Below are 26,051 nucleotides of genomic sequence, written 5' to 3' on the forward strand. Positions count from 1 at the left end.
GACAAGTAGAGGGAATATGCTCGACTTCATTGCTCGTCGTCTCATAGCCATCATCCCGGTGCTCGCGGTGGTGGCTGTCTTCGTCTTCCTCATGCTGCGATTGACGCCGGGCGACCCCGCCGCGGTCATCGCCGGGGACAACGCCACCTCGGACCAGATCGCCGACATCCGCAACAAGCTCGGGCTCGACGAGCCGATCTGGACGCAGTTCGCCATCTGGATCGGCAACGTGCTGCAGGGCAATTTCGGCGAAAGCTTCTTCTTCAAGAAAACCGTCGCCGAGCTGATCGCCCAGCGCGTCGAGCCGACGCTGGCGCTGGCGATCTGCACGCTGGTCTTCGCCGTCAGCATCTCCGTGCCGATCGGCGTCATGGCCGCCTACCGCCAGGGCTCCCTGATCGACAAGGCGGTGATGGGCTTCTCGGTGCTGGGCTTCTCGGTACCCGGCTTCGTCATCGGCTACTGCCTGATCTATGTCTTCGCCATCGAACTCGGCTGGCTGCCGGTGCAGGGTTATGTGCGCATCGGCGTCAACTTCTGGCAGTTCGCCGAACGCATGGTCCTGCCGTCGCTCACCCTCTCGGTCGGCTTCGTGGCGCTGATCTCTCGCATCACGCGCGCCTCGGTGCTCGAGGTGCTGAACGAGGATTACATCCGAACCGCCCGCGCCAAGGGCCTGTCCAACCGTGTCGTGCTGATGCGCCATGCGCTGCGCAACGCCGCCGTGCCGATCCTCACCGTGATCGGCCTCGGCATCGCCATTCTGATCGGCGGCGCGGTGGTCACGGAAAGCGTCTTCGGCCTGCCCGGCCTCGGTCGTCTCACGGTCGAGGCGGTACTGAGCCGCGATTTCCCGACCATCCAGACCGTCATTCTTCTCTTCTCCGTCGTCTATGTCGTGATCAACCTGCTCATCGACATCAGCTACACCCTGTTCGACCCGAGGATCCGGTATTGAGCGCGATCACAGAAGAAGTCGTCGACTCCGCCTCCATTGCGGCGGCAGCGACCAAGCGCAAGAGCCTCTGGCTCGTTGCCCTCCGCAACCCGAACGTCATCTTCGGCGGCGTCATCCTGCTCACAATGCTGCTGATCGCCATCCTGGCGCCGTTCCTCGGCACCGTGGACCCGACCCGCATTGACCCGGCGTCCCGCAACAAGAAGCCGGGCACGGAGATCACCTACCGCCTCGACGACGGACAGACCCTCAAGCGTGTGGCCATCATGGGCACCGACAGCCTGGGCCGCGACATATACAGCCGCGTGCTCTACGGCGCGCGCGTCTCCCTGGCCGTCGGCGTCGCCGTTTCGGTCATCTCCGTGGCCATCGGCATGGTGATCGGCCTCGTCTCCGGATACATCCGCTGGGCCGACGGGATTATCATGCGCATCATGGATGGGTTGATGGCGATCCCGGGCATATTGCTCGCGATCGCCCTCGTCTCGATCTGGCGCGCCGGCCTCATCACGGTGGTCTTCGCCATCGTCGTGCCTGACGTGCCCAGAGTCGTGCGCCTGGTGCGCTCGATCGTGCTGACGGTGCGCGAGGAGCCCTATGTCGAAGGCGCGATTTCGGTCGGCACTCCGACCTGGATCCTGATGTTCCGCCACATCCTGCCCAACACGGTGGCGCCGCTGATCGTGCAGGGCACCTTCCTGGCCGCCGCGGCAATCCTGACCGAAGCCGCTCTGTCGTTCCTCGGCATCGGCATCCCGCCGGAAATCCCGAGCTGGGGCAACATCATGGCCGAGGGCCGCACGCTGTTCCGCGTGTTCCCGCACAACATCCTCTATCCCGGCATCTTCCTTGCCTTGACGGTGCTGGCCATCAACATCATGGGCGACGGTCTGCGCGACACGCTCGATCCCAAAATGAGCAAGAAAGTCTGATGTCGACCGAAACCAAGAGACCCGTTCTCGAAGTCCGCAACCTGAGCGTCGCCCTGCCCAAGGGCGGCGACCGCGTACATGCCGTCGAGAAAGTGAGCTTCACCGTCAATCCCGGCGAGATCGTCTGCCTCGTGGGCGAATCGGGCTCGGGCAAGTCGGTGATCGCCTTCACCGTCATGGGCCTGCTGGCCAAGGCGCTGAAGCCGACCTCGGGCGAGATCCTGCTCGAGGGCGAGAACATCCTCGCGGCCAGCGAGGACCGGCTGCGCGAACTGCGCTGCACGCGCATGTCGATGATCTTCCAGGAGCCGATGACGGCGCTCAATCCCGTCATGACCTGCGGCGAGCAGATCGACGAGGTGCTGAACACCCACACCAACCTCGACCCCGAGACGCGCAAGGCCAAGATCATCGCCATCCTGGCCCGCGTGAAGCTGCCGGAGCCCGAGCGCATCTACGGCTCGTTCCCACACCAGCTCTCGGGCGGCCAGCGCCAGCGCATCATGATCGCCATGGCGCTGGTGCTCGACCCCGTGCTGCTGATCGCCGACGAGCCGACCACGGCGCTCGACGTCACCACCCAGGCCGAGATCCTGAAGCTCGTCGCCGAGCTGCAGGCGGGCCAGGGCACCGGCGTGCTGTTCATCACCCACGATTTCGGCGTCGTTGCCGAGATTGCCCATCGCGTCGCCGTCCTGCGCTGGGGCGAACTGGTGGAGATGGGTCCGACAGAGCAGATCCTGTCGCGGCCGGTGCAGGGCTACACCAAGATGCTGATCTCGTCGGTGCCGTCCATCACGCCCGTCCACCGCGGCGTGCGGCGCGACGGTGTCACCATCCTGCGTACCGAGAAGCTCGGCAAGACCTACTCCGGCAACGCCTTCTTCCAGAAGGCGCGCGTCGTGAAGGCTGCCATCGACGTCGACCTCGACATCCGCCGCGGCGAAACGCTGGGCATCGTGGGCGAATCCGGCTCTGGCAAGTCGACCGTGGCGCGCTGCATCGCGCGCCTGATCGATCCGTCCGAAGGCAAGGTCTATATCGGCGACACCGAGATCGCCACCATGTCGGCCAGAAAGCTCCGCCCGCATCGCCGGCGCGTGCAGATCGTCTTCCAGGATCCCTACCGTTCGATGAACCCGCGCATCACCGTGGGCGAGTTCATCATCGAAGGACCGATGAACTTCGGCATCAAGCGTGACGAGGCGATGGCCCGGGCGCGCAAGCTGATGGAGACGGTGCGTCTCGATCCCAACTCGCTCGACCGCTACCCCCACCAGTTCTCCGGCGGCCAGCGCCAGCGCATCTGCATCGCGCGCGCGCTCGCCATGGAACCGGAGCTGCTGATCGCCGACGAGGCCGTCTCGGCGCTCGACGTGTCGGTGCAGAAGCAGGTGCTGGAGCTGCTGGACGAGATCCGCGTCCGGCTGAATCTCGCGGTGCTGTTCATCACCCACGACCTGCGCGTCGCTGCGCAGATCTGCGACTATGTCGCCGTGATGAGCAAGGGCCGCGTCGTCGAGTACGGCTCGGCCGAGCAGGTCTTCGGCTCGCCCAAGGACGACTACACCAAGGCCCTGTTCGCCGCCGCGCCTGGCCGCCACTGGGAATTCGGCAAGTTCGCCGCCTGATCTTCTGCGCCGCCCTCCCCTGCAAAGGGGGAGAGCGGCGTGAAGCGACCTACTTTCTCGCGAGCAGGCCAGCCAGGCCGGTATAGGTCTCGGGCCGGAGCAAACGCAGTCGTGCCTTCAGGTCGGGCGCGACATCGAGCCCGTCGATGAAGGTCGCGAAGTCCTGCAGCGTGACCTGCCGGCCGCGCGTCAGCGCCTTCAGCTTCTCGTACGGCATCTCGACCTCGGCCACGCGCAGCATCGTCTGGATCGCTTCGGCCAGGACTTCCGGATGCGCCATCAGCGCCTCCTGCAGGGCCGGTTCGTTGACGCTCACCTTGCCGAACCCGCGCAGCAGCGCGCCATAGCCGATCAACGCATGCGCGAAGGCGGTGCCGAACGTGCGGGCGACCGTAGAGTCCGAAAGATCGCGCTGCAGGCGCGAGATCGGCAGCTTGCGCGACAGATGCTCGAACAGAGCGTTGGCCACGCCGAAATTGCCCTCGGCATTCTCGAAGTCGATGGGATTGACCTTGTGCGGCATGGCCGACGAGCCGATCTCGCCTTCCTTCGGCTTCTGGGTCACCCAGCCGTCGGAGATGTAGCGCCACATGTCCTGCGACAGGTCGATCAGGATGGTGTTGATGCGGCGGAGCGCATCGAACATTTCCGCGAACGTGTCGTGCGGCTCGATCTGGGTCGTCACTTCGTTCAGCGCGAGGCGCACGGAATGCCCGCCGGCCGATCCCGGGCGGTTGAGGCGTTCCACGAAGGTGTGCGCAAACGCCAGCCAGTCGACCTGCGGCAGCGCCACCATCTGGGCGTTGTAGTTGGCCGTGGGGCCGCCCCACTTCACCAGCACGGGGTTGCTGCCGAGATAGGCGACCTGACGGGCAAGACGCGTCGCGAAGACGTTCATCTCCTTGCCGAAGGTGGTGGGCGTCGCGCTCTGCCCGTGGGTGCGCGCCAGCATGGCGGTGTCGGCGTGCCGCCGGGCGAGGCCCTCGATCTCCTTCGCGACCTTCGCGAGCGACGGCAGCATGACCATCTCGACGGCGCCGCGCAGGCAGAGCGCGTGGGCGGTGCTGTTCACGTCCTCGGAGGTGAGCGCGAAATGCACCCATTCCAGCACGTCGGCCAGGCTCGATCCCTTGAGCTTCAGCTTGATGAAGTACTCGACCGCCTTGACGTCGTGATTGGTGGCGGGGATGCCGGCATGACCCTCGCGCTCGAATTTGCGGATGATCCGCGCATCCTCGATCGAGATGTCGGGCAATGCCTTCAGCAGGGCCGTCTCGGCCGCCGTGAGCGGGCGCATGCCGACGCCCCTGGTCTCGGAGAGGGCGGCGAGATATTCGCACTCCACGACGACGCGCGCCTTCATGAGCGCGTACTCGCTGAAATAGCCTGCCAGCGCCTCGGAGGTGGTGCGATAGCGGCCGTCGATGGAGCTAACGGCGGTAAGGGAATCGAGCTGCATGCCGGCCACATAGCACAGCCGGCGGCCGGCTGCTTGCCCTCCCCGGGACAGGGGGGTCAGACTGGCCCGATGAGCATCTCAGGCTTCCTCGAAGACGCCTCGTTCAACCAGTCGCCGGGCTTCGGCGACGTCGACCTGTTCTCGGCCGACCGGCCTTTGGCCGACGCGGCGATGCGGGCGGGCCTCGACCTCGCTTCCCTGTCGGCCTGCGGAAAGGACTACGGCGCCAGCGACACGCTCGATCTCGGGCGGATGGCCAACGAGAACCCGCCGAAGCTCCGCACCATGGACGGCAAGGGCAACCGCCTCGATCTGGTCGAGTTCCATCCCGCCTATCACGCGTTGATGCAGAAGAGCATCGGCCACGGCATCCACGCCTCCGCCCATGACGGCAGCGACCGTCCGGCGCCGATGTCGGCCCGCGCGGTCCGCCTCTATCTCGCGACGCAGGCAGAGAGCGGCCATATGTGCCCGATCACCATGACGCATGCCTGTCTGGGCGCGCTGCGGTCCGAGCCGGCGCTGCTTGCGAAGTGGCTGCCGAAGATCCAGACCCGCACCTACGATCCGCGCCCTCTGCCCTGGTGGGAGAAGAACGGCGTCACGCTGGGCATGGGCATGACCGAGCGCCAGGGCGGCACCGACGTGCGCGCCAACATCACGAGCGCCACCGCACATGGCGACCATGTCGAGATCAGCGGCCACAAATGGTTCATGTCGGCGCCGATGTGCGACGCCTTCCTCGTGCTCGCCCAAGCAGAAGGCGGCCTCACCTGTTACCTGATGCCGCGTTACCGGCCGGATGGCTCGCAGAACACGATCCGCTTCCAGCGGCTGAAGGACAAGCTCGGCAACAAATCCAATGCCTCCTCCGAGGTCGAGTTCCACGACGCCTGGGCCGAGAGGGTCGGCCCAGAGGGCGGCGGAATCCGCACCATCATCGAGATGGTGAACCTGACGCGTCTCGACTGCGCCATCGCCTCGGCCGGCCAGTCGCGCATCGCGCTCAGCCAGGCGATGCATCACATCCGCAACCGTTCGGTCTTCCAGCGGCGGCTGGCCGACCAGCCTTCGATGCGGTCCGTCACGGCCGACATGGCGCTGGAGCTCGAAGCGCAGGTCGCGCTGGTCTTCCGCCTCGTCCGCGCCGCCGAGCATGCGGCCCACGATCCGCGCGAGGCCGCCTATGCGCGGCTGCTCACGCCCGCGGTGAAGTTCCTCGTCTGCAAGAGCACGCCGCAGCTCGTCTATGAATCGCTCGAGTGCCTGGGCGGCAACGGCTACACCGAGGACCTGCCGCTGGCGCGCTACTTCCGCGAATCGCCGCTTAATGCCATCTGGGAAGGCTCTGGCAACGTCATGGCGCTCGACGTGCTGCGCGCTGCTGGCCGCCATCCCGAAGCCGCCACCGACACGCTCTCACGGCTGGTGCGCACCGCCGACCAGGCCTTCAAGGCCGGCCCGTTGGCGCAAGCGCTGGAGCAGGTGTTGAAGTCGGGCGAAGCCGAACGCCGCGCGCGTTTCGTCTGCGAGAGCCTGGCCAAGCTCGCCGCCGTGGCGGCGCTGGTCGAAGCAGGCTCCCCCTTCGCCGCCCTCTATGCCGAGACACGCCTTGGCGGCTCGCCCTTCGCGCAGTTCGGCAGCGCCGATCTCGTTGGCAGCGAGACGGCACTGATGGACCGCGCGCTGGCGGCCTAGCGCTTCGCGGGAAGGCGCGACTGCCAGGGCCGCAGCAACAGCATGCCGCCCATCACGACGCCGTAGACGGCGAGCCCGATTCCCATCGCCCAGAACAGCGCATCGAGCCCCTGCCCCAGCTCGATCGCGAGCCAGCCGCCGCCGACGGTAACGACCAGCCGCACCAGCACGGCCGCGACCGGCACGGTCATGCGGCCGGCGCCCTGGCTGCCGAAATGCAGCGTCAGACCAAGGCCGTAGAGGATGTAGAAGGGCGCCGCGCGCGTGAGATAGCCGACGCAGGCGGCGATCGTTGCGGGATCGCTCGTGAACAGCAGCGACCATTGCTCCGGCAGGAGCGCGATCGCGCCGCCGATCGTGCCGATCACCCCGGCGGCAAACAGGCTGCCGGTCCAGGCGATGCGACGCGCGCGCGCCCAGCCGTCGGCGCCGGCGGCGACGCCGATCAGCGTCAGCATCCCGGTGCCAATCCCGTAGGAAATCGCGCCCATAAGATTCTCCAGCCTCGAGCCGATGGCGTAGCCCGCCAGCGCCGACGTGCCGAAGCGGCCGACCAGACCGGTCAGCACCATCGTGCCGATGCCGCCGACCACCGTGACGGCCGAGGAGGCGAGGCCGACGCCCATGATTTCCGCGAACAGGCGGCGCTGCAGACCGCGACCGCCGAGCGACGGCACGAAGCCCAGCCGGCCGCCCCAGATCGCGCGCGCCGTCAAGGCAAGCGACACGGCAGAGGCCGCGACGCCTGCAGCCGCGAAGCCCGCGAGCCCCCAGCCGGGCCAGCCACCGATGCCCAGCCCCAGCAGCGCCGACAATGGCACGTAGACCGCCGAGCCCACGACGCCGAAGCGCGCCGCCAGGACCGTGTTGCCCACGCCCCGCAGGATGGCCGACGTGAAGTTGGTCGCCCAGACGAGAACGCCGAGGCTGAACCAGAGATCGCTGTAGGCGCGCGCCTGCTGCAGCACGGCGCCCTCGCCGCCCATCATGCGGTAGAGGAGCGGCGCCGCCGTCCATGCGAACAGCATGCAGAGCGCGGCAAAGACAAGCGCCAGCGTCATCGCGTGGATGACCAGCGCCTGGGCATCCTCGCGCCGGCCGCCGCCCAGCGCGCGCGCCATGGACGCGGCGACGGCGCCGCCCAGCCCACCCGAGGAGACGTTCATCACCATGACGACGAAGGGATAGACCAGCGCGAAGGCCGCCAGCGCCCCGCTGCCCAGCCGCCCGATCAGCCAGATCTCGGCCAGCACGACGGCGATCTGCACCACCATGAAAGCAGTCGTGGGACCGGCGAGCCGCAGCAGCGAACGCCCGATGGGCGCGACGAGGAGAGGATGGGACACGAGGGAATTCCGGCTGGAGCGGCAACGGCGGTAACGGCGGTAACGATGCACCAGGTCCCTGGCGGGACTGGCAATGAGGGATCGTTAAAGTCGTCGGCTCATGTGCGGAGTCTCCGAAGCGGCTAGCACTATGACCTCGCATGCGCGCGCCGACAAGCTGACCGCTTTGCCCGACGGTGCCGCGCCGGTACACTCCGACGCCAGCTTTCCAGCCAATGTTCAGCGAGTAACTCGTTCCAATGAAGAAGATCTTCACCGCGTGCCTCGGCACGGAGACCAATACCTTCGCGTCGATCCCGACCGGGCACGGCCTGTTCGAGGAGACCTGCCTCTTCCGCAAGGGCAGCTACGGCAAGAACGTCCCCATGTTCGGTGCACCGCTCGACGTCTGGCGCAAGCGCTCCGAGGCCAAGGGATGGCAGGTGGTCGAGAGCCTCTGCGCCTTCGCCCAGCCGGCCGGCAAGACCGTGAAGAAGGTCTATGAGGCGTTCCGCGACGAGATCGTCGCCGATCTCAAGGCGGCGATGCCGGTCGACGCGGTGTTCCTGTCGATGCACGGCGCCATGGTGGCCGAGGGCTACGACGATTGCGAAAGCGACCTGCTGGCCCATGTGCGCAAGGTCGTCGGGCCGGATGTTCCGGTCGGCGTCGAGCTCGACCTTCATTGCAACGTCGGCGAAGGCACGATGCGCGACGCAACGGCGCTGGTCCTCTTCAAGGAATACCCGCATGTCGACGTGTCGGACCGCGCCGACGACCTGTTCAACGTCATGGAAGGCGCCATCGAGGGCCGCACAAGGCCGGTGATGGCCACCTGGGACTGCCGCATGATCGGCGTGTTTCACACCACGCGCGAGCCGATGCGCGGCTTCGTCGACAAGCTGATGGCAATGGAAGGCAAGGACGGCGTGCTCTCGCTCTCCGTCGCCCACGGTTTCCCGTGGTCCGACATCAAGGAGATGAGCAGCCGCATCATCGCCGTCACCGACGGCGACAAGGCCAAGGCGGAGAAGCTCGCCAAGGAACTCGGCCAGGAATTCTTCGCCATGCGCCAGGCGACGCAGCCGCCCTACGTGACGCTGGAGGCCGCCATGGCGAGGGTCAGTTCGCACAACCTGCCCAAGCCGATGGTGCTGGCCGACGTGTCGGACAATGCCGGCGGTGGTGCTGCCTCGGATTCGACCTTCATCCTGAAGTCGCTGCTCGACGGCAAGGTGAAGGACGCGGCCATCGCCATGTTCTGGGATCCCGGTGCCGTGAAGCTCGCCTTCGAGGTGGGCGAAGGCGCCGAGCTCGACATTCGGCTGGGCGGCAAGCTCGGGCCGCAGTCCGGCCCGCCGATCGACGCACGCGCCAGGGTGCTGAAGCTTGAGAAGGACGTGTTCATCCAGTTCGGCGGCGCCCGCAAGGGCACCAACCCGATCGGCGACGTGGCCGCCCTGCAGATCGAGGGCGTGACCGTGATCGTCAACACCAAGCGCTCGCAGTGCCACAGCCTCGACTGCTTCACCAAGCTCGGCATCGACCCCTCGACCAAGAAAGTCGTCGTCGTGAAGTCGATGCAGCACTTCCATGCCGCCTACGCCCCGATCGCCAGCGAGGTGGTCTATGTCGCCGCCCCCGGCGCGCTGGTGCCGGACTGGTCGCTGCTGCCCTACACCAAGGCCGACAAGACGCAGTGGCCCTTCGTCGCCAACCCGCACGCGTGAGGCATCTCGCCCTCGCAAGCCTTGTGGCTACGGCGACGGCAAGCCTCGCCGCAGCACAGTCGTCACCTGCCCTTTCGCCCAACGGCGTGCGGACACTCAGCCCGCCCGGCGCCATCAAGGCCGAGGGCACCTGGAGCCTCGGCGCCCGGGCCGGCGACTTCGTCTTCGTCGCCGGTATGCAGGGCGTCGATCCGGCGACCAACAAGCTGGTCGAGGGCAACGAGGCGCGTATCCGCCAGGCCTTCCTGAACATCAGGCTGATCGCCCAGTCGGAAGGCGCCAGCCTGCAGGACTGCGTGCGGCTCACGATCTACGTGAGCGACCTCGCCACGGTCGCACCGCTGGTCGACAAGGTGCAGGCCGAACTCTGGGGCAAGCCGCCCTACCCGCCGCGCACCATGTTCGAGGCCAGGAAACTGTTCGACGGCGACATCATCGAGATCGACAGCGTCTTCTACGCGCCGCAGAGGAAGTGACCTCATTGGCGACGCGGAGGGAGGCATGGCGACCTTCGAACCGCGCCGCGTGCTGCGCCTTGCCGAGGCGGCGAAAACCCCGCATTGCAGGGCGTTTACAGACCTTCGACTCATTGGTATGTTCCGCCCCGTCGCGGCCCGGGATGGCCGTTTTGTCGTTTTAGATCAACGGCTTAACGATTTCCCGCCCCGGCGCGAGGGACGCGATCCATGAAGATTCTCACCGGCAACAGCAATCGACCGCTGGCCGAAGCCATTTCCGCCAAGCTGGCCCTGCCGCTGGTGAAGGCCAATATTCGCCGGTTCTCGGACAACGAGATCTTCGTCGAGATCCTGGAAAACGTGCGCGGCGAGGATGTTTTCGTCATCCAGTCGACCAGCTTCCCGGCCAACGACCATCTGATGGAACTGCTGATTACCATCGATGCGCTGCGCCGCAGCTCGGCCCGCCGCATCACCGCGGTGATCCCCTACTACGGCTACGCCCGCCAGGACCGTCGCACCGGCTCGCGCACGCCGATCTCGGCCAAGCTGGTCGCCAACCTGATCACTCATGCCGGCGCCCATCGCGTGCTGACGCTCGACCTGCATGCCGGCCAGATCCAGGGCTTCTTCGACATCCCGCTCGACAATCTCTACGCCGGCCCGGTCTTCTCGAAGGACATCAAGGAGACCTTCTCCAACCGCAGCCTGACCGTCGTGTCGCCCGACACCGGCGGCGTGGTACGCGCCCGCGCCATCGCCAAGCGCATCGACGCCGACCTCGCAATCATCGACAAGCGCCGCGAAGCCGCCGGCGTCAGCGAAGTGATGAACGTGATCGGCGACGTGAAGAACCGCGACTGCATCCTGATCGACGACATCGTCGATTCGGGCGGCACGCTGTGCAACGCCGCGGTCGCGCTGATGGACCAGGGCGCCAAGTCGGTTTCCGCCTACATCACGCATGGCGTGCTGTCGGGCGGCGCGGTGGCCCGCGTCGCGGCCTCGCCGCTCGAGAAGATGGTCATCACCGATTCGATCATGCCGACCGAGGCGGTGCGCGTCTCGCCGAACATCCGGCCGCTCAGCATCGCGACGCTGATGGCCGAGGCGATGAAGCGCATCACCGACGAGGCATCGGTTTCGAGCTTGTTCGACTGAGGAATTTCAAGAGATCCGGCGATGGGCACCCCTGGAGGCCACGCCGCGATAACAGAGCAACCCAAGGAGATGTGAGATGGCAGAGACGACCAAAGTCGTCGCGAAGATGCGGGACCGGGCCGGTAAAGGGGGCGCCCGTTCCAGCCGTCGCGATGGACTGATTCCCGCCGTGATCTACGGCGACAAGCAGCCCCCGGTGATGATCGCCGTCGAGCCGAAGACGATCGAGCGCGAGCTTCACAAGGAAGGCTACTTCAATCACCTGATGAAGATCGCCGTCGATGGCACGGACTACGACGTCCTGCCGCGCGACGTGCAGGTCGATCCGGTGACGGACAAGCCCCTCCATCTCGACTTTCTGCGCATCGGGCCTGAGTCGATCATCACCGTGCAGGTGCCCGTGCACTTCCGCAACGAGCTGGCGTCGCCCGGCATCAAGCGCGGCGGCGTGCTGAACGTGGTGCTGCACGAGATCACCGTGCGCACCAAGGCCAGCTCCATTCCGGAGTATTTCGAGGTCGACCTGACCGGTCTCGAGATCGGCCATTCGATCCACATGTCGACGCTGAACATCCCGGAGAGCGTCCGGGTCGTGACGCGCGACAAGAACGCGACCGTGGCCTCGATCGCCGCCCCGACCGTGGCCCGCGAAGCGGCCGCGACGGAAGCGGCTCCGGCCGATGGTGCGGCGCCGGCGGCGGGTGCAGCGGCGGCGGCTCCGGCAGCAGGCGCCAAGGCGCCCGCTCCGGCGAAGAAGTAACAGGCGGGCGAAGGCTCCGCTCCGTCGATGCTTCTGCTGGTCGGGCTCGGCAATCCCGGGTCGCGCTATGCGGGGCACCGGCACAACGTGGGATTCATGGCGGTGGACGAGATCGTCCGCCGCCGTGTCTTCTCCCCGTGGCGTTCGCGTTTCAACGGCGAGGTGGCCGAGGGCCATCTGGGCGGCGAGCGCGTCATCGCCCTGAAGCCGATGACGTTCATGAACGAATCGAGCAAGGCCGTGGGCGAAGCCGTGCGCTTCCTCAAGGTGCCGCTCGACCGGCTGGTCGTCTTCCACGACGAACTCGACATCGCACCGGGAAAGGTGCGCATGAAGAAGGGCGGCGGCGCCGGCGGGCATAACGGCCTGCGCGACATCGACGCCCATGTCGGCAAGGATTACCGCCGGGTCCGTATCGGCATCGGCCACCCCGGCCACAAGGACCTGGTGCTGCACTGGGTGCTGCGCGACTTCGAGCGCGATGAGCGCGACCCGAAGGACGGGTGGCTGCCGAAGGTGCTGAACGCGCTGGCCGAGGAAGCGGCGCTGCTGGTCGAAGGCGGCGCCAAGGCCGACGAGAAATACATGAGCCGGGTGGCGCATCTTGCGCCGCCTCCCGATCTTCCGGCCCGCCTCGACATCAAGGGCGCCCAGGACAGCAAAGAGTAGAACATGGGTTTCAATTGCGGAATCGTCGGCCTGCCCAACGTCGGCAAGTCGACCCTGTTCAACGCGCTGACCGCCACGCAGGCGGCGCAGGCGGCCAACTATCCGTTTTGCACCATCGAGCCGAACGTCGGCCGCGTCGCCGTGCCCGATCCCCGGCTCGACAAGCTCGCGGCCATCGCGGGCTCGGCCAAGATCATCAACACCCAGCTCGAATTCGTCGACATCGCCGGTCTGGTGAAGGGCGCCTCCCGCGGCGAGGGGCTGGGCAACCAGTTCCTGGGCAACATCCGCGAGGTCGATGCGATCGTCCACGTGCTGCGCTGCTTCGAGGACGGCGACGTCACGCACGTGAGCGGCAAGGTCGATCCGGTGAGCGACGCCGAGGTCGTCGAGACCGAGCTGATGCTGGCCGACATGGACAGCCTTGAGAAGCGCCTGCCCAACCTCGAGAAGAAGGCCAAGGGCGGCGACAAGGAATCGGGCGCCGAGGTGCCGGTCGTGAAGAAGGCGCTCGACGCGCTGCGCGATGGCAAGCCGGCCCGCGAGGCCAAGCTCACCGACGACGAGCGCGCGATCTTCGCCCGCCTGCAGCTCATCACCGCCAAGCCGATGATGTACGTGCTGAACGTCGAGGAAAGCTCGGCCGCCACCGGCAACGAGCACAGCGCCAGGGCCGAGGCTTTCGCCACGTCGCGCGGCATGCCGTCGGTCGTGATCTCCGCCGCCATCGAGGCCGAGGTGGCACAGCTCCCGGCCGAGGACCAGAGCGACTACCTGTCTTCGCTCGGCCTCGCGGAAACCGGCCTCGCCCGCGTCGTGCGCGCGGGCTACGCGCTGCTCGACCTCGTGACGTTCTTCACGGTGGGCCCGAAGGAAGCGCGCGCCTGGACGGTGCGCCGCGAAGCCACCGCACCGCAGGCGGCCGGCGTCATCCATACCGACTTCGAGAAGGGCTTCATCCGCGCCGAGACGATCGCCTTCGACGACTATGTCACGCTGAACGGCGAGTCCGGCGCACGCGATGCCGGCAAGCTCCGGCTCGAAGGCAAGGAATACGCCGTGAAGGACGGCGACGTATTTCATTTCAGGTTCAATGTCTGAGGCGCCTCAGCGCCTCAGACATTGAACCGGCGAACGGCAGCGCTTGTCATCAAGCACGAGAGTTCGCACCGCGCAGAATGGATAAGAACCCTCTTCCCCATTCAGATGGGGAAGTGCCCCGTCATACGGGGCGATGGGGTCATGCGCGTCGGCACCGACCACTCTGACCCCTCCGTCGGCGATTACGCCGACACCTCCCCATTTGAATGGGGAGGCAAGCACGGAGTCCGTCGCTACGTACCGATCGTCCCCCCGCCCTTCTTCGTGATCGCGATCACCGACGGCCGCGGCGGCATGCCGTCCTTGAAGTCGGGCCAGCGCGTCGAGGGCTTCTCGTAGCTCGAGCCGCGATCCTCGCCGGGATGCTGGATGGCGAGGAACAGCGTCTTGTCGTCCGGCGTGAAGATCGGCCCGCACACTTCGGCGCCCGTCGGCGCCTGATAGAAGCAGCGCGTCAGCGCCCGGCCGAAGCCCACCGTGTCGGCGGCATAGAGGCCGTCGGCGATGCCGGCGGCGGAAGGGCCGCCGTCGGTCGCGATCCAGATGCGGCCCTTGCTGTCGAAGGCGATGTTGTCGGGACAGCTCAGCCAGCCATTCTCCGAGGTCGCGCGATGATAGCGGGCGCCGGCGTCCTGGCCGGGCTTGCCGCCCAGCAGGAAGATCGACCAGGTGCCTTCCGGCGCGGCATGGTCGCCGTCCTTGGGCGCGATCTCGAGGATATGGCCATGATCGTTCGAGGCCCGCGGATTGGCCTTGTCGACCTGGTCGGGCTTGCGCCGGCCGTTGTTGGTCAGCACGACATAGACGCGGCCGTTGACCGGATTGGTTTCGATATCCTCCGGCCGGTCCATCGGCGTCGCCTTGAGCAGGTCGGCGGCCAGCCGCGTCCTCACCAGCACGTCGCCCTGGGTTACGAAGCCGTTCGTGGCCGTCAGCGGCCCCTGCCCCTGGACCAGCGGCAGCCACTCGACCTTGCCGTCGGCATCGAAACGCGCGACCGAGAGCGTGCCCTCGTCCAGCAGGTTCCTGTTGGACGCCCGATCGTTCGGGTTCCACGGCTTGGACGTGACAAACCGGTATACATATTCGAACCGCTCGTCGTCGCCGCTGTAGAACACCACACGGCCGTCCTTCGCCAGCGCGTAGGTGCAACCCTCATGCTTGAAGCGGCCGAGCGCGGTGCGCTTGATCGGCACTGCCGCGGGATCGTAGGGATCCGTCTCGACCACCCAGCCGAACCGGTTGGGCTCGTTCGGTTCCTTGTCGAAGTTGAAGCGGTCGACATGCTGGCCCCAGGCATTGGTCGCCTTGGCCACTCCGTAGCGCTTGCCGAGCTCGGTATCGGCCAACCGCGCCGCGTCGCCATCGAAGTAGAAGTTGAAATTCTCCTCGCAGGTCAGCCACGTGCCCCAGGGCGTGCTGCCGCCGGCGCAATTGCCGAACGTGCCCAGCACGCGCGTTCCCGTGGGATCGGCGGACGTCTTCATCTTGTCGTGCCCAGCGGCGGGGCCTGAAATCTCCATCGGTGTCGTCGCGGTGAGACGGCGCGCGAACCTGCTGTCGGGCACGACTTTCCAGCCGGCGCCCTCGCGCACGATCTCGACGATCGCACCGCCGACCGACGCCATCTCGACCGCGACCTGCTCCCGCGTGGCCTTGAGCGCGGCGCCGCGACCGGCGCCGAGGCCGGGAAACATGAGGTTGGCGTTCGTGTACTCGTGGTTGGCGACCATCAGGAAGCGGTCGCCGCTGCGGCTGCCGGCCGGCATCGGGTAGAGGCCGAGATAGTCGTTGTTGTAGCCGAACCGCTTCTCCTGCTCCGCAGCCGTCAGAGCCGCCGGATCGAAAGCCGCGCCGCCGCCGATGAGGGGATCGCCCCAGCGGATCAGCACCTGCATCTTGTAGCCTTCGGCGACATGCTGCGTGTCGTCGAGCGTGTGCGCGAGTTCCTTGAACGTGAGCGTCGAGGGACCGTTCACCTGGGCCTGCGCGTCGGTGCTGGCGAACGGGCTGCCGAGCGAGGCGGCGACGCTCACGCCTGCGAGACCGCGCAACGCGTCGCGCCGGCTGAGGCGCCGCTCGATCAAATCGCCGATCGACGGCTCGGTACTGGCATTCACGCCGATATCGTCGGGATCGATGAAGTCATCGCTGTGCGCGGCCATGCCAACTCCTGGAAACAGCCTGTCTGGTAACCGGCGATGGTGGCGTTTCCGTTACGAGTTTGCCCGGCCTCCGGCGCGATCCACAAGCACCGTCAGCAAACCGTAGCGCGATGCCTGTAGCAGGCGGATGTCACACCTCATGAAGAGACCGACATGAAAACACATCTGCTGCTTGCGACCTCCGCCACCGCCTTGCTGCTGGCCGCGTTCCCCGCCTCGGCCCAGACCAAGTTCCCGGCCACGCTTGAAGGGCACGCGATCCTGCCGGCCATGACGCTCGTTCCTGCCCCGGCCGACGCGCCGCAGGAGCTGCAGATCTCCGGCCGCTATGCCGGTCCGGCCGGGCAGAGGACCGACACGCCCGAGAGCGTGCAGGCTTTCTCCGCCCTCTCCGACAAGGCAGCACCACGCCCGACCGGCCTCATGCTGCCGCTGAAGGGCCAGGCCGTGCAGGGCCTGTCCGGCATCAGGAACATGAAGGACGGCACCTTCCTGACCCTGACCGACAACGGCTTCGGCTCGAAGGCCAACTCGCCCGATTCGATGCTGATGTTCCACGTGCTGAAGCCCGACTGGAAGAGCGGCGCCGTCGAGCGCGTCTCGACCACCTTCCTCAGCGATCCCGACCGCAAGGTACCGTTCCGCATCGTCAACGAGAACACGCCCAGACGTTACCTGACCGGCGGCGACTTCGATCTCGAATCGGTGCAGCCGATCGGCGACGCGCTGTACTTCGGCGAGGAATTCGGCCCCTTCCTGATCAAGACCGACAAGAGCGGCAAGGTCCTGCAGGTCTTCGAGACCAGGGTCGACGGCAAGGTCGTGCGCTCACCCGACCATCCCGCGATGACGCTGCCGGGCGCGCCCGGCGCGGTGAAGTTCGAGGTCCGGCGCAGCAAGGGCTTCGAGGGCATGGCGGCCTCGCCTGACGGCAAGTTCCTCTATCCGCTGCTCGAGGGCCCGCTGGTGACCGAGTCGGGCGAGATGGAAGCGAAGGACGGCAAGCGCTTCCTGCGCATCCTCGAATTCGACGTGGCCAAGGGCGAGTACACGGGCAAGAGCTTCAAGTACACGCTCGAGGCGCCGGGCAATGCCATCGGCGACTTCAACATGATCGACGCCAGCACCGGCCTGATCATCGAGCGCGACGACACCGAGGGCGACACGGCGCAAGCCTGCAAGGACGGCACCGTGAAGGCCGACTGCTTCAACGTGCCGGCGAAGTTCAAGCGCATCTACAAGATCGACATGAGCCAGGCCGATACCGACGGCTTCGTGAAGAAGGTCGGCTACATCGACCTGATGGACATCCAGGATCCGAACAAGGTCGCGCGCGCAGGTGCCAAGGACGGCAAGCTCACCTTCCCGTTCTTCACCATCGAGAACGTCGACCTGGTCGATGCCGACCACATCATCGTCGGCAACGACAACAACCTGCCCTTCTCGTCGGGCCGCGCGCTGGGCAAGTCCGACGACAACGAGCTGATCCTGCTCAAGGTCACAGATCTGCTGAAGGCCAAGTAGCTAGTCGGTCGCGTCCAGTGCCACCTTCTCGCGCTTCTTGCGGAGCGCGGGAAGGAGCGGCGCGATCAGCAGGACCGCCGCAACCAGCAGGCAGACCAGGGATATCGGGCGGACCACGAAGATGTCGAAGGTCCCCTCGCTCAGGATCAGCGACTTCCGCAGATTGTTCTCGAGCATCGGGCCGAGCACGAACGCCAGCACCAGCGGCGCTGCCTCGTAGCCGAACTTGCGCATCAGATAGCCCAGCACGCCGGTACCGATCATCACGAAGACGTCGAACACGGCATTGCCGGAAGCGAACACGCCGACGATGCAGAACATCAGGATCAGCGGGAACAGAATCCTGTAGGGCGCCTTGAGGACCTGAACCCACATGCCGATCAGCGGCATGTTGAGCACCAGCAGCATGATGTTGCCGACATACATGCTGGCGACGATGCCCCAGAAGATCTGCGGATTCTGGCTCATCATCAACGGCCCGGGCTGCAGCCCGTGGATGACGAAGGCGCCGAGCAGCAGCGCCATCACCACATTGGGCGGAATACCCAGCGTCATCAGCGGTATGAACGCGCCACCGGCGGCGGCGTTGTTGGCGGACTCAGGCCCGGCCACGCCCTCGATGGCGCCCTTGCCGAACCGCTCGGGCGTCCGCGACAGCTTCTTCTCGATCGCGTAGGACGCAAAGGACGAGATCACGGCACCGCCGCCCGGCAGAATGCCCAGCAGGAAGCCCAGCACCGTGCCGCGCGCCACCGGGCCGGCGCTCGCCTTCAGGTCCTCCTTCGACGGCCACAGGCTGCCGATGCGCGACTGGACGATGTCGCGACGGATCTGCTGCTCGATGTTCGTCAGTATCTCGGCAACCCCGAACAGGCCCATCACGACCGGAATGAGGCCTATGCCGTCGACCAGCTCCAGCCGGTCGAAGGTGAGTCGCGGCATGGCATTGATCTGGTCGAGGCCGATCAGGCCGATGACCACGCCAACGGCCGCCATCAACAGCGCCTTCGCCATCGATCCCTGCGTCAGGAAGCTGAGGATGGAAAGGCCGAGCACCATCAGGCTGAAATACTCCGGCGGGCCGAACGCCACCGCGACCCTGGCCAGCATCGGCGCCACCAGCATCAGCGCGACGATGGAGAAGGTGCCGGCGACGAAGGAGCCGAGCGCGGCGATACCGAGCGCCGGACCGGCGCGCCCGCGCTTGGCCATCTCGTGGCCGTCGATACAGGTCACGACCGAGGCGGCCTCGCCCGGGATGTTGACCAGTACCGCCGTCGTCGATCCGCCATACATCGAGCCGTAGTAGATGCCCGCCATCATGATGATGCCGGACTCCGGCGTGCCCGAGAGCGTGACGGGCAGCAGCAGCGACATGGCCGAGACGGGGCCGATGCCCGGCAGCACGCCGACCAGGGTCCCGATGAAGACGCCGATGAAGCAATAGAGCAGGTTTATCGGATCGAAGGCGACCAGAAAGCCCTGGCCCAGGCCGGCGATGACGTCCATTTCAATCGCCCATCAGAACGGGATGAAGTCTTCGATCCATATGCCCTTGGGCAACTGGACGAGGAGCACTTTCTCGAGGACGTACCAGACCCCGACTGCAGCGATCACCGAAATCGGGATCGAAAGCGCAGGTCGCACCGGATCAACCACCGTCATCAGGAAGAGAAGCAGGGCGAGGCTGCAGATCACGAAGCCCAGCCGCTCGAACAGGAATCCGAAGGCGATCAGCGCGAGGACGACCAGCAGGACGTTACGCCACCGGGCGCCCCGCCACAGGTCGTCGAGCAACGGCCCGCCGCCCCGCGCGCCCCCGATCGCGATGAACGTGGCGAAGGCCGAAATGATGAGACCCAGCCAGAAGAAGACGAACCCGGAGCCCGGCTCCCGCAGCGTGCCGAGTTCGAGAAGCCAGCCCTGCCAGGCGACGAAGACACCCACCGCCAGCCAGAACAGTCCACCCCAGAACTCAGCGCGTCGCAGCATCATCAGTTCTTCTTGGCGAGGCCGAGCTGGTCGACGACGCCGCGCTGCTCGTCGAACTGCTGTTGGGCGAACTTGGCGTAATCCGCCGTGTTCATGTAGCGCTTGGGATAGTCATACTTGGCCATCAGTTCGACCACCTTGGGATCTTCGAGCGCGGCCTTGAAGGCGTCGTGCAGCTTCTGCACCACCGCCGGGTCCATGCCCTTCGGCCCCGCGAGGCCGAACGGCGAGTCGAGGATCAGGCCGAAGCCCAGCTCATTCAGCGTCGGCGCGTCGGGCCAGCGGGGATTGCGCTTCTCCGTCCAGATGCAGAGCAGGCGGAACTTGCCGGCATCCACCAGGGGCGCCCAGCCGGTGGCATCGGCGTCGGCCATGACATGGCCGCCCTCCAGCGCCGCCCAGCCCTCGGGACCGCCCTTGAAGGGCACATGGGTGAACTTCACGCCGGCCTTCTGGGCGATCTGCTCCATGCCGATATGAAGCGACGTACCGGCGCCCGGCGTGGCGTAGGTGAACTTGCCGGGATTGGCGCGCGCGAACTCGATCACATCCTTGAAGGACTTGAACTGCGAATCGGCACGAACGACGACGCCGAACGTGTAGCCCGACGTGTGAAGGATCCAGGTGAAATCCTTCATCGGGTCGTACGGCGTCTTCTGCATGTGCGGGAGACGGAACAGCGTCACCGGCATCTGCGCGATCGTGTAGCCGTCCGGCTTGGCGGCGGCGGCCATGCTGGCTGGACCGCTCGTGCCCGATCCGCCGACACGGTTGTCGACGACGACCGGCTGGCCCAGAAGCTTGCCGGCGGCATCGGCCATGGCGCGGTGCCAGAGGTCGACGCCGCTGCCCGCCGGCCACGGCATGATCAGGGTGATGGGCTTGCTGGGAAAATCCTTGGCACCCTGGGCTTGCAGGACCGCTGGAGCGAGAAAGCCGGCGGCAAGAGCTCCCGACGAAGCGAGAAGTGAGCGACGACGCATGGCGGCCCTCCTCAGCTCTTCGCCAGGCCGAGCTTCTCCAGCGCGACCTTTTCCTCGGCATAGAGCTGGCGCGCGAACTTGTCATAGGCCACGGCGGGCATGTAACGCGGCGACATGTCGTATTTCTCGAGCGTCGCGATGACGTCCTTGTCCTCGAGCGCGATCTTGAAGGCCTCGTCGAGCTTCTTGACCGTTGCCGGGTCCATACCCTTCGGGCCGCCCATGCCGAACGGCGAGTCGAACACCATGTCGAAGCCGAGATCCTTCAGGGTCGGCACATCGGGCCAGTTCTTGGTGCGCTTCTCCGTCCAGACGCAGAGCAGGCGGAGCTGGCCGGCGTCGACCAAAGGCTTCCAGCCCGTCGAATCGGCCTGCAGCGTGGTGTGCTTGCCCAGCACGGCGGCATTGGTTTCGGCACCACCCTTGAACGGCACCATGGTCCACTTGATTCCGGCCTGGGCGGCAATCCGCTCCATGCCGATATGCAGGGACGTGCCCGCGCCCGGCGTACCGTAGGTCACCTTGCCCGGATTGGCCTTGGCGAACTCGATGACTTCCTTGAACGTCTTGTAGGGCTGATCAGCCGCCGTCGTGACACCGAACGTGTAGCCGCTCAGGTGCGAGACGTAGGTGAAATCCTTCAGCGGATCGAACGCCGTCTTCTGCATCACCGGCAGGCGGAACACGGAAATCGGGAGCTGCGAGAGGGTGTAGCCATCGGGCCGGGCCGTGGCGGCCATCGTTGCCGGTCCCAGCGTGCCCGAGGCACCGCCCTTGTTGTCGATCTGGAACGGCTGACCCAGCACCTTGCCGGCGCGCTCGCACATGGCGCGGAGCGTGATGTCGCTCGATCCGCCGGCGGGCCACGGGACGATGAACGTGATCGGCTTGCTGGGGTAGGTCTGCGCGCGGGCGGCCGGCAGATAGAGCGGCATGCCGACGCCGGCAGCAATCACGGTTCCCAGACCCCGCTTCACGAGACCACGGCGACGAATCGTCATTTTATTTCCTCCACTGTTTGCGGAGGAAATTGGCCGATGGCTTACACGATGTAAAGCGATTGCAGGGCGTGTGTTACGGCAACACCCGCTTCATCCAGCGGGCGGTGGCCTGCGCGTCCTGGCTGTCGCTGGCGTCCAGCCGGTCGATCACGCGCTGCCGGTCTTCGAGGTCGCGGTTCTGGCTGAGCTTGATCTTGGTCTGGAGTCGCGCGAGCGGCATGCGGAAGGCGACGATGCCGCGGGTCTGGGCCTCGGCATTGCCCGGCGGCAGGCGATCGAGATTCCATGACGAAGGATCGGCGCCCTCGTAGGCCGTCGATAGCCGGGTGAGGATGTCGAGCGCACCCTGCGTGTCCTCGACGATCTGCGGCCGGCCATAGGCATGGACGGTGACGTAGTTCCAGGTCGGCACCTTGGGGCCCGGGGCGTACCAGGTGGGCGAGACATAGGCGTGCGGCCCCCAGAACAGCGCCAGCGATTCCGCCGGCCGCTCGAACAGCTTCCAGTGGGGATTGGCGCGGGCCAGATGGCCGATCAGCGCGCCGTGCTCGCTGCCGTCGTCCTGCCAGAGCAGCGACAGATGGGTGGCGAAAGGCGCGCCGGCCTCGTCGGTCGTCATCAGCAGCGCCCAGCTATGGGCCTGCATGACTTCCCGGCCGACCGCTTCGTCGCCTGCGAAATGCTTGGGGAGATACATGGCTCTGATTCCTTGAACGGCGCGTGCTTACCATGGTCCAATGCCGGCCACAGAGGGAGGAATATTCATGGGCGACGATATCCGTCTTAAGTCTGCCGCCGGCGAAATCGGTGCTTACCTGGCCACCCCGGCGGGCACGCCGAAGGGCGGCATCGTGGTCATCCAGGAGATTTTCGGCGTCAACCAGCACATCCGGGCCGTGACCGACAAGTTCGCAGCCGCTGGCTACCTCGCCCTCGCGCCGCGCTTCTTCGACCACATCAAGCCGGGCATCGAGCTGGGCTATACGCCCGACACCATCGCCGAGGGCCGCGGCTACGTCATGACGCCGGGCTTTACCGACAAGGCCGTTCAGGACGTCCAGGCGGCGATGGACGAGCTGAAGAAGCGTGGCGTGAAGAAGGTCGGAGTGACCGGCTACTGCTGGGGCGGCACGATCAGCTGGCTGGCCGCGACCCGGCTCAAGCCCGACGCGGTTTCCGCCTACTATGGCGGCGGCATCCATGGCGCGAAGGCTGAGAAGCCGACCGTGCCGACTCAGCTTCATTTCGGCGACAAGGACATGCACATCCCGATGGCGCACGTGAACGAGCTGCGCGCGCTGCATCCCAATGTCGAGATCTTCGACTATCCGGCCGATCACGGCTTCCATTGCGACGAGCGCGGCAGCTGGGACGCCGCCGCCTCCAAGAAGGCGATGGAGCGCACGCTCGAATTGATGGCCAAGCACGTCGGCTGACGCACGACACCGTTCCCACCACCATTGTCATCCCGAGCGTAAGCGAGGGACCCTTCCAGGCATCGCCAAGGGTCCCTCGCTGCGCTCGGGATGACAGGATTTTCGCTCCAAGATGCCCAGCAAACGTCCCGCCAAGAAATCATTCACCCCCGAGGCGCGTGGCCCGTTGAACGGGGTCCGCGTCGTCGACCTGTCGCGACTGGTCGCCGGCAATGTGCTGACGCTCCAGCTCGCGGACTTCGGCGCCGAGGTCATCAAGATCGAGCCGCCGGAGGGCGACACGCTGCGCTCGTGGAGGGTGAAGGGTGTCGAGACGGCGTGGAAGGTCTACAGCCGCAACAAGAAGAGCGTCGGGCTCGACCTGCGCTCGGATGCCGGCCGCACCATCGTGCGCGAACTGGCGAAGACCGCCGCCATCCTGGTCGAGAGTTTCCGGCCGGGCGTCATGGAAGACATGGGCCTCTCGCCCGCCGAGCTGCACGCAATCAACCCGAAGCTTGTGATCCTGCGCATCTCCGGCTGGGGCCAGGACGGGCGCTATCGCCACAAGCCGGGCTTCGGCACGCTGATCGAGGGCTATAGCGGCTTCGCCTCGATGAACGGCTTCGCCGACCGCGAGCCGGTGCTGCCGCCGATGTATCTCGCCGACTGCATGGCCGCGCTGAACGGCTACGGTGCCGTCCTGGTCGCGCTGCGCGAGGTCGAGATGAACGGCGGCAAGGGCCAGGTGCTCGACCTGCCGCTGTTCGACCCGCTCTTCTCGATGCTGGGTCCGCAGGCCGCCAATCACCGGCTGACCGGCGAGGTCAAGATCCGCACCGGCAGCCGCTCGACCAATGCCGCGCCGCGCAACGTCTACCAGACGAAGGACGGAAGCTGGGTCTGCCTCTCGGCTTCGACGCAGGGCATGGCGATGCGCGTGCTGGCCAAGATCGGCCGACCGGAGCTGGCGGAGGATCCGCGCTTCGCGACCAACATCGAGCGGGTGCGCAACGGCGTCGAGCTCGACCGGATCATCGGCGAGTTCATCGGCGCCCGCGATCTCGACGAGAACCTGCGCTACTTCGACGAGGCCGGCGTCACCATCGGCCCGGTCTACGACATCTCGCAGATCGTGCAGGACGATTATGTGCTGGAGCGCGAATCGCTGATCGAGATCGAGGACGAGGAGATGGGCGAATTGCCCACCCATCCGGTCGTGCCGCGCATGTCCGGAACGCCGGGCGCCCTGAAGAACGCCGCACCGAAGATCGGCGAGGACAACGAGGCGCTGCTGAAGCCGATGCTGGGCGCCGCCGAATACGACAGGCTGTGCGCGTCGGGCACCATCTCGCGCGGGAAGAAGAAGTGAACCGGCCTGTCCCGCCCGTCTGGCGCTCGATCCTCTACGTTCCCGGCAACGTCCCGAAGTTCATCGACAGGGCACACGAACGCGGCGCCGATTGCGTGCTGGTCGATCTCGAGGACAGCGTGCAGCCGGCGCAGAAGCCCGAGGCGCGGGCGATGCTGCCGGAGACGATGAGGAAGGTGGTGCGTGGCGGTGCCGACGTCGCGGTGCGAATCAACCGACCGCTGCGGCTGGCGATCCCCGACATCGAGGCGGCGGTGCGGCCCGGCCTCTCGGCCCTGTTCGTCACCAAGACCGAGGGGGTGCAGCATCTGCGGCTGCTCGACGAGATGGTGACCGAGCTGGAGCGCGAGCGCGGCATGCCGGTGGGTGGCATCGGCTTCGCCGCCATGATCGAGCATCCGCGCGCCCTGCCCGAGCTCGCCGACATCGCCGAGCGCGGCCCGCGCCTCGTCGCCATGATGCTGGGCGGCGAGGATTTCGCGCTGGAGACGGGCTCCGTGCCGGGCGACGAGACGCTCGAGTTCCCGAAGCGCATGGTGGCCTTCGCGGCCCAGGCGCACGGCGTGTCGATGATCGGCATCCTGGGCACGGTCGCCGACTATTCAGACCCCGCCGCTTACCGGAAGAGCGCCGAACGGGCGCGCCGCTTCGGCTTCTCGGGCGGCACCTGCATTCATCCCGGCCAGGTCGGCGCGCTTAACGAGGCGTTCACGCCGACGGCGGACGAAGTGGCCTATGCGCGGAAGCTGATCGCGGCCGACGAAAAAGCCGCGGCTGAGGGCCGCGGCTCGTTCTCGGTGGATGGCAAGATGATCGACATCCCGGTGATCGATCGCGCCCGCCGGCTGTTGGAGCGGCACGCAGCGATCGAGCGGCGTCTCGGGCGTTAGCGCCGGTCGGCGCCAACACCCTTGGCGTCAGTGCTTGTCGGCCCACACCATGCGCTTCACGGCGTACATCAGGCCGGCCAGCGCCAGGAGGAACAGGATGACGCGAACGCCGGTGCGCTTGCGGTCTTCCATGTGCGGCTCGGACGCCCAGGCCAGGAACTCGGTGACGTCGGCGGCTTCCTGATCAAGCGTGGCCTTGGTGCCGTCGGCGTAGGTCACCTTGTCGTCGCTGAGCGGCGGCGCCATGGCGATCTTGTGGCCCGGGAAGTACTTGTTGAAGTTGTCGTCCTTCTTGACGTCGAACTCCTTGATCTGCTCCGGCGTCAGCTTGTCGTACGGAACGTAGCCCGTGAGGATTCCGTAGATGAAATCGGGGCCGTACTGGCGCGCCTTGACGATGACGCTGAGGTCGGGCGGCGCCTTGCCGTTGTTGGCGGCGGCCGCGGCGGCCAGGTTGGGGAACGGCTTCTTGAAGCGATCCGAGGGACGGGCCGGCCGGTCGACCGGCGCGCCGTCGTCGTTGAGATCGGGGACGGAGATGTCCTTGATCAGGCCCTTCACCTGGTTCTCGGTCAGGCCGAGGTCGGTGAGGTTGCGATAGGCCACCAGCGACAGCGAATGACAGGCGGCGCAGACTTCCTGGTAGACCTGGAAGCCACGCTGGGCCGCAGCACGGTCGTAGGTGCCGAACGGACCCTGGAAGTGCCACTTCCGGGCAGGCGGCTGCTCGGTCCCGCCAGCCGCGATGGCGACGGTACCGGTGGCGAAGGCTGCGAGCGCGATGGCGCCAGAGACCAACAGATTGCGGGCGAACGGCTTGCGCATGG

General features: G+C 66.5%; 24 protein-coding genes. 15 read left to right on the plus strand and 9 right to left on the minus strand.

The window, feature by feature from the left end:
• Positions 1-16: 16 nt before the first annotated feature.
• Genes KQ910_RS03555 through KQ910_RS03565 form a run of 3 tightly spaced genes read left to right on the plus strand, consistent with a single transcriptional unit; the run spans position 17 to position 3,521 of the window.
• Entirely contained in the window at positions 17-958 is a 942-nt protein-coding gene (locus tag KQ910_RS03555) for an ABC transporter permease (RefSeq protein ID WP_216957104.1), read from the plus strand.
• Entirely contained in the window at positions 955-1,890 is a 936-nt protein-coding gene (locus tag KQ910_RS03560) for an ABC transporter permease (RefSeq protein WP_229600313.1), read from the plus strand. Before KQ910_RS03555 ends, KQ910_RS03560 begins: the two co-directional genes overlap by 4 nt.
• Positions 1,890-3,521 carry an ABC transporter ATP-binding protein gene (locus KQ910_RS03565; protein ID WP_216957105.1) on the plus strand — a complete coding sequence of 544 codons (1,632 nt, stop codon included), beginning with the start codon at positions 1,890-1,892 and terminating at the stop codon, positions 3,519-3,521. Before KQ910_RS03560 ends, KQ910_RS03565 begins: the two co-directional genes overlap by 1 nt.
• A 49-nt stretch (positions 3,522-3,570) precedes the next feature.
• Here KQ910_RS03565 and purB read toward each other — a convergent pair whose 3' ends face one another.
• Positions 3,571-4,980, minus strand: coding sequence for an adenylosuccinate lyase (gene purB / locus KQ910_RS03570; RefSeq protein WP_216957106.1), 1,410 nt, complete (start codon positions 4,978-4,980; stop codon positions 3,571-3,573).
• 69 nt (positions 4,981-5,049) lie between these two features.
• On the opposite strand from purB, the gene KQ910_RS03575 reads away from it, so the two are divergent.
• Entirely contained in the window at positions 5,050-6,678 is a 1,629-nt protein-coding gene (locus KQ910_RS03575; protein ID WP_216957107.1) for an acyl-CoA dehydrogenase family protein, read from the plus strand.
• Here the strand turns inward: KQ910_RS03575 and KQ910_RS03580 are convergent.
• Positions 6,675-8,024: an MATE family efflux transporter gene (locus tag KQ910_RS03580; RefSeq protein ID WP_216957108.1), complete on the minus strand. Its 1,350-nt coding sequence runs from the start codon at positions 8,022-8,024 to the stop codon at positions 6,675-6,677. The two genes, KQ910_RS03575 and KQ910_RS03580, sit on opposite strands and share 4 nt — an antisense overlap.
• Before the next feature lie 239 nt (positions 8,025-8,263).
• On the opposite strand from KQ910_RS03580, the gene KQ910_RS03585 reads away from it, so the two are divergent.
• The 7 genes from KQ910_RS03585 (at position 8,264) to ychF (ending at position 13,882) form a co-directional block, all read left to right on the plus strand.
• Positions 8,264-9,733: a M81 family metallopeptidase gene (locus KQ910_RS03585; protein ID WP_216957109.1), complete on the plus strand. Its 1,470-nt coding sequence runs from the start codon at positions 8,264-8,266 to the stop codon at positions 9,731-9,733.
• A gap of 86 nt (positions 9,734-9,819) precedes the next feature.
• Positions 9,820-10,209, plus strand: coding sequence for a RidA family protein (locus tag KQ910_RS03590; RefSeq protein WP_216957110.1), 390 nt, complete (start codon positions 9,820-9,822; stop codon positions 10,207-10,209).
• A 25-nt stretch (positions 10,210-10,234) separates the two neighbouring features.
• Complete coding sequence (locus tag KQ910_RS03595; RefSeq protein ID WP_216957111.1) at positions 10,235-10,423, plus strand: hypothetical protein; 189 nt, start codon at positions 10,235-10,237, stop codon at positions 10,421-10,423.
• Complete coding sequence (locus KQ910_RS03600) at positions 10,420-11,352, plus strand: ribose-phosphate pyrophosphokinase (protein WP_216957112.1); 933 nt, start codon at positions 10,420-10,422, stop codon at positions 11,350-11,352. The genes KQ910_RS03595 and KQ910_RS03600 overlap by 4 nt, the downstream gene beginning before the upstream one ends.
• A 76-nt stretch (positions 11,353-11,428) precedes the next feature.
• Complete coding sequence (locus KQ910_RS03605) at positions 11,429-12,112, plus strand: 50S ribosomal protein L25/general stress protein Ctc (RefSeq protein ID WP_216957113.1); 684 nt, start codon at positions 11,429-11,431, stop codon at positions 12,110-12,112.
• 27 nt (positions 12,113-12,139) lie between these two features.
• Complete coding sequence (gene pth / locus KQ910_RS03610; protein WP_216957114.1) at positions 12,140-12,781, plus strand: aminoacyl-tRNA hydrolase; 642 nt, start codon at positions 12,140-12,142, stop codon at positions 12,779-12,781.
• Between the two features lie 3 nt (positions 12,782-12,784).
• Positions 12,785-13,882, plus strand: coding sequence for a redox-regulated ATPase YchF (gene ychF, locus KQ910_RS03615; RefSeq protein WP_216957115.1), 1,098 nt, complete (start codon positions 12,785-12,787; stop codon positions 13,880-13,882).
• 233 nt (positions 13,883-14,115) lie between these two features.
• On the opposite strand, the gene KQ910_RS03620 is transcribed toward ychF, so the two are convergent.
• Positions 14,116-16,047, minus strand: a complete 1,932-nt coding sequence (locus KQ910_RS03620) for a PhoX family protein (protein WP_216957116.1) — start codon at positions 16,045-16,047, stop codon at positions 14,116-14,118.
• 153 nt (positions 16,048-16,200) lie between these two features.
• Between KQ910_RS03620 and KQ910_RS03625 the strand changes: the two genes are divergently transcribed.
• Positions 16,201-17,571 carry an esterase-like activity of phytase family protein gene (locus KQ910_RS03625; RefSeq protein ID WP_216957117.1) on the plus strand — a complete coding sequence of 457 codons (1,371 nt, stop codon included), beginning with the start codon at positions 16,201-16,203 and terminating at the stop codon, positions 17,569-17,571.
• Here KQ910_RS03625 and KQ910_RS03630 read toward each other — a convergent pair whose 3' ends face one another.
• The 5 genes from KQ910_RS03630 to KQ910_RS03650 form a co-directional block, all read right to left on the minus strand.
• The gene (locus KQ910_RS03630; protein WP_216957118.1) at positions 17,572-19,080 is read right to left on the minus strand and encodes a tripartite tricarboxylate transporter permease; all 1,509 of its coding nucleotides are present in this window, start codon (positions 19,078-19,080) and stop codon (positions 17,572-17,574) included.
• A 12-nt stretch (positions 19,081-19,092) separates the two neighbouring features.
• A complete protein-coding gene (locus KQ910_RS03635; protein ID WP_216957119.1) occupies positions 19,093-19,566 on the minus strand; it encodes a tripartite tricarboxylate transporter TctB family protein in 474 nt (157 codons plus the stop codon).
• Positions 19,566-20,546 carry a Bug family tripartite tricarboxylate transporter substrate binding protein gene (locus tag KQ910_RS03640; RefSeq protein ID WP_216957120.1) on the minus strand — a complete coding sequence of 327 codons (981 nt, stop codon included), beginning with the start codon at positions 20,544-20,546 and terminating at the stop codon, positions 19,566-19,568. Before KQ910_RS03640 ends, KQ910_RS03635 begins: the two co-directional genes overlap by 1 nt.
• A gap of 11 nt (positions 20,547-20,557) precedes the next feature.
• Positions 20,558-21,481 (minus strand): tripartite tricarboxylate transporter substrate binding protein, encoded by a 924-nt coding sequence (locus KQ910_RS03645; protein ID WP_216963539.1) that lies wholly within the window; start codon positions 21,479-21,481, stop codon positions 20,558-20,560.
• A 139-nt stretch (positions 21,482-21,620) separates the two neighbouring features.
• Entirely contained in the window at positions 21,621-22,244 is a 624-nt protein-coding gene (locus KQ910_RS03650; protein WP_216957121.1) for an FMN-binding negative transcriptional regulator, read from the minus strand.
• A 67-nt stretch (positions 22,245-22,311) separates the two neighbouring features.
• Here KQ910_RS03650 and KQ910_RS03655 point away from each other — a divergent pair, with 67 nt between their 5' ends.
• The 3 genes from KQ910_RS03655 (at position 22,312) to KQ910_RS03665 (ending at position 25,224) form a co-directional block, all read left to right on the plus strand.
• Entirely contained in the window at positions 22,312-22,983 is a 672-nt protein-coding gene (locus KQ910_RS03655) for a dienelactone hydrolase family protein (protein ID WP_216957122.1), read from the plus strand.
• Positions 22,984-23,095: 112 nt separating this feature from the next.
• On the plus strand, positions 23,096-24,334 hold the full coding sequence (locus KQ910_RS03660) for a CaiB/BaiF CoA transferase family protein (RefSeq protein WP_216957123.1): 1,239 nt from the start codon (positions 23,096-23,098) through the stop codon (positions 24,332-24,334).
• Positions 24,331-25,224 carry an HpcH/HpaI aldolase/citrate lyase family protein gene (locus KQ910_RS03665; protein WP_216957124.1) on the plus strand — a complete coding sequence of 298 codons (894 nt, stop codon included), beginning with the start codon at positions 24,331-24,333 and terminating at the stop codon, positions 25,222-25,224. Before KQ910_RS03660 ends, KQ910_RS03665 begins: the two co-directional genes overlap by 4 nt.
• A 27-nt stretch (positions 25,225-25,251) precedes the next feature.
• Here KQ910_RS03665 and KQ910_RS03670 read toward each other — a convergent pair whose 3' ends face one another.
• Entirely contained in the window at positions 25,252-26,049 is a 798-nt protein-coding gene (locus tag KQ910_RS03670; protein WP_216957125.1) for a cytochrome c1, read from the minus strand.
• Positions 26,050-26,051: the final 2 nt, after the last annotated feature.

Source organism: Reyranella humidisoli, assembly GCF_019039055.1.
Lineage (GTDB): Bacteria > Pseudomonadota > Alphaproteobacteria > Reyranellales > Reyranellaceae > Reyranella > Reyranella humidisoli.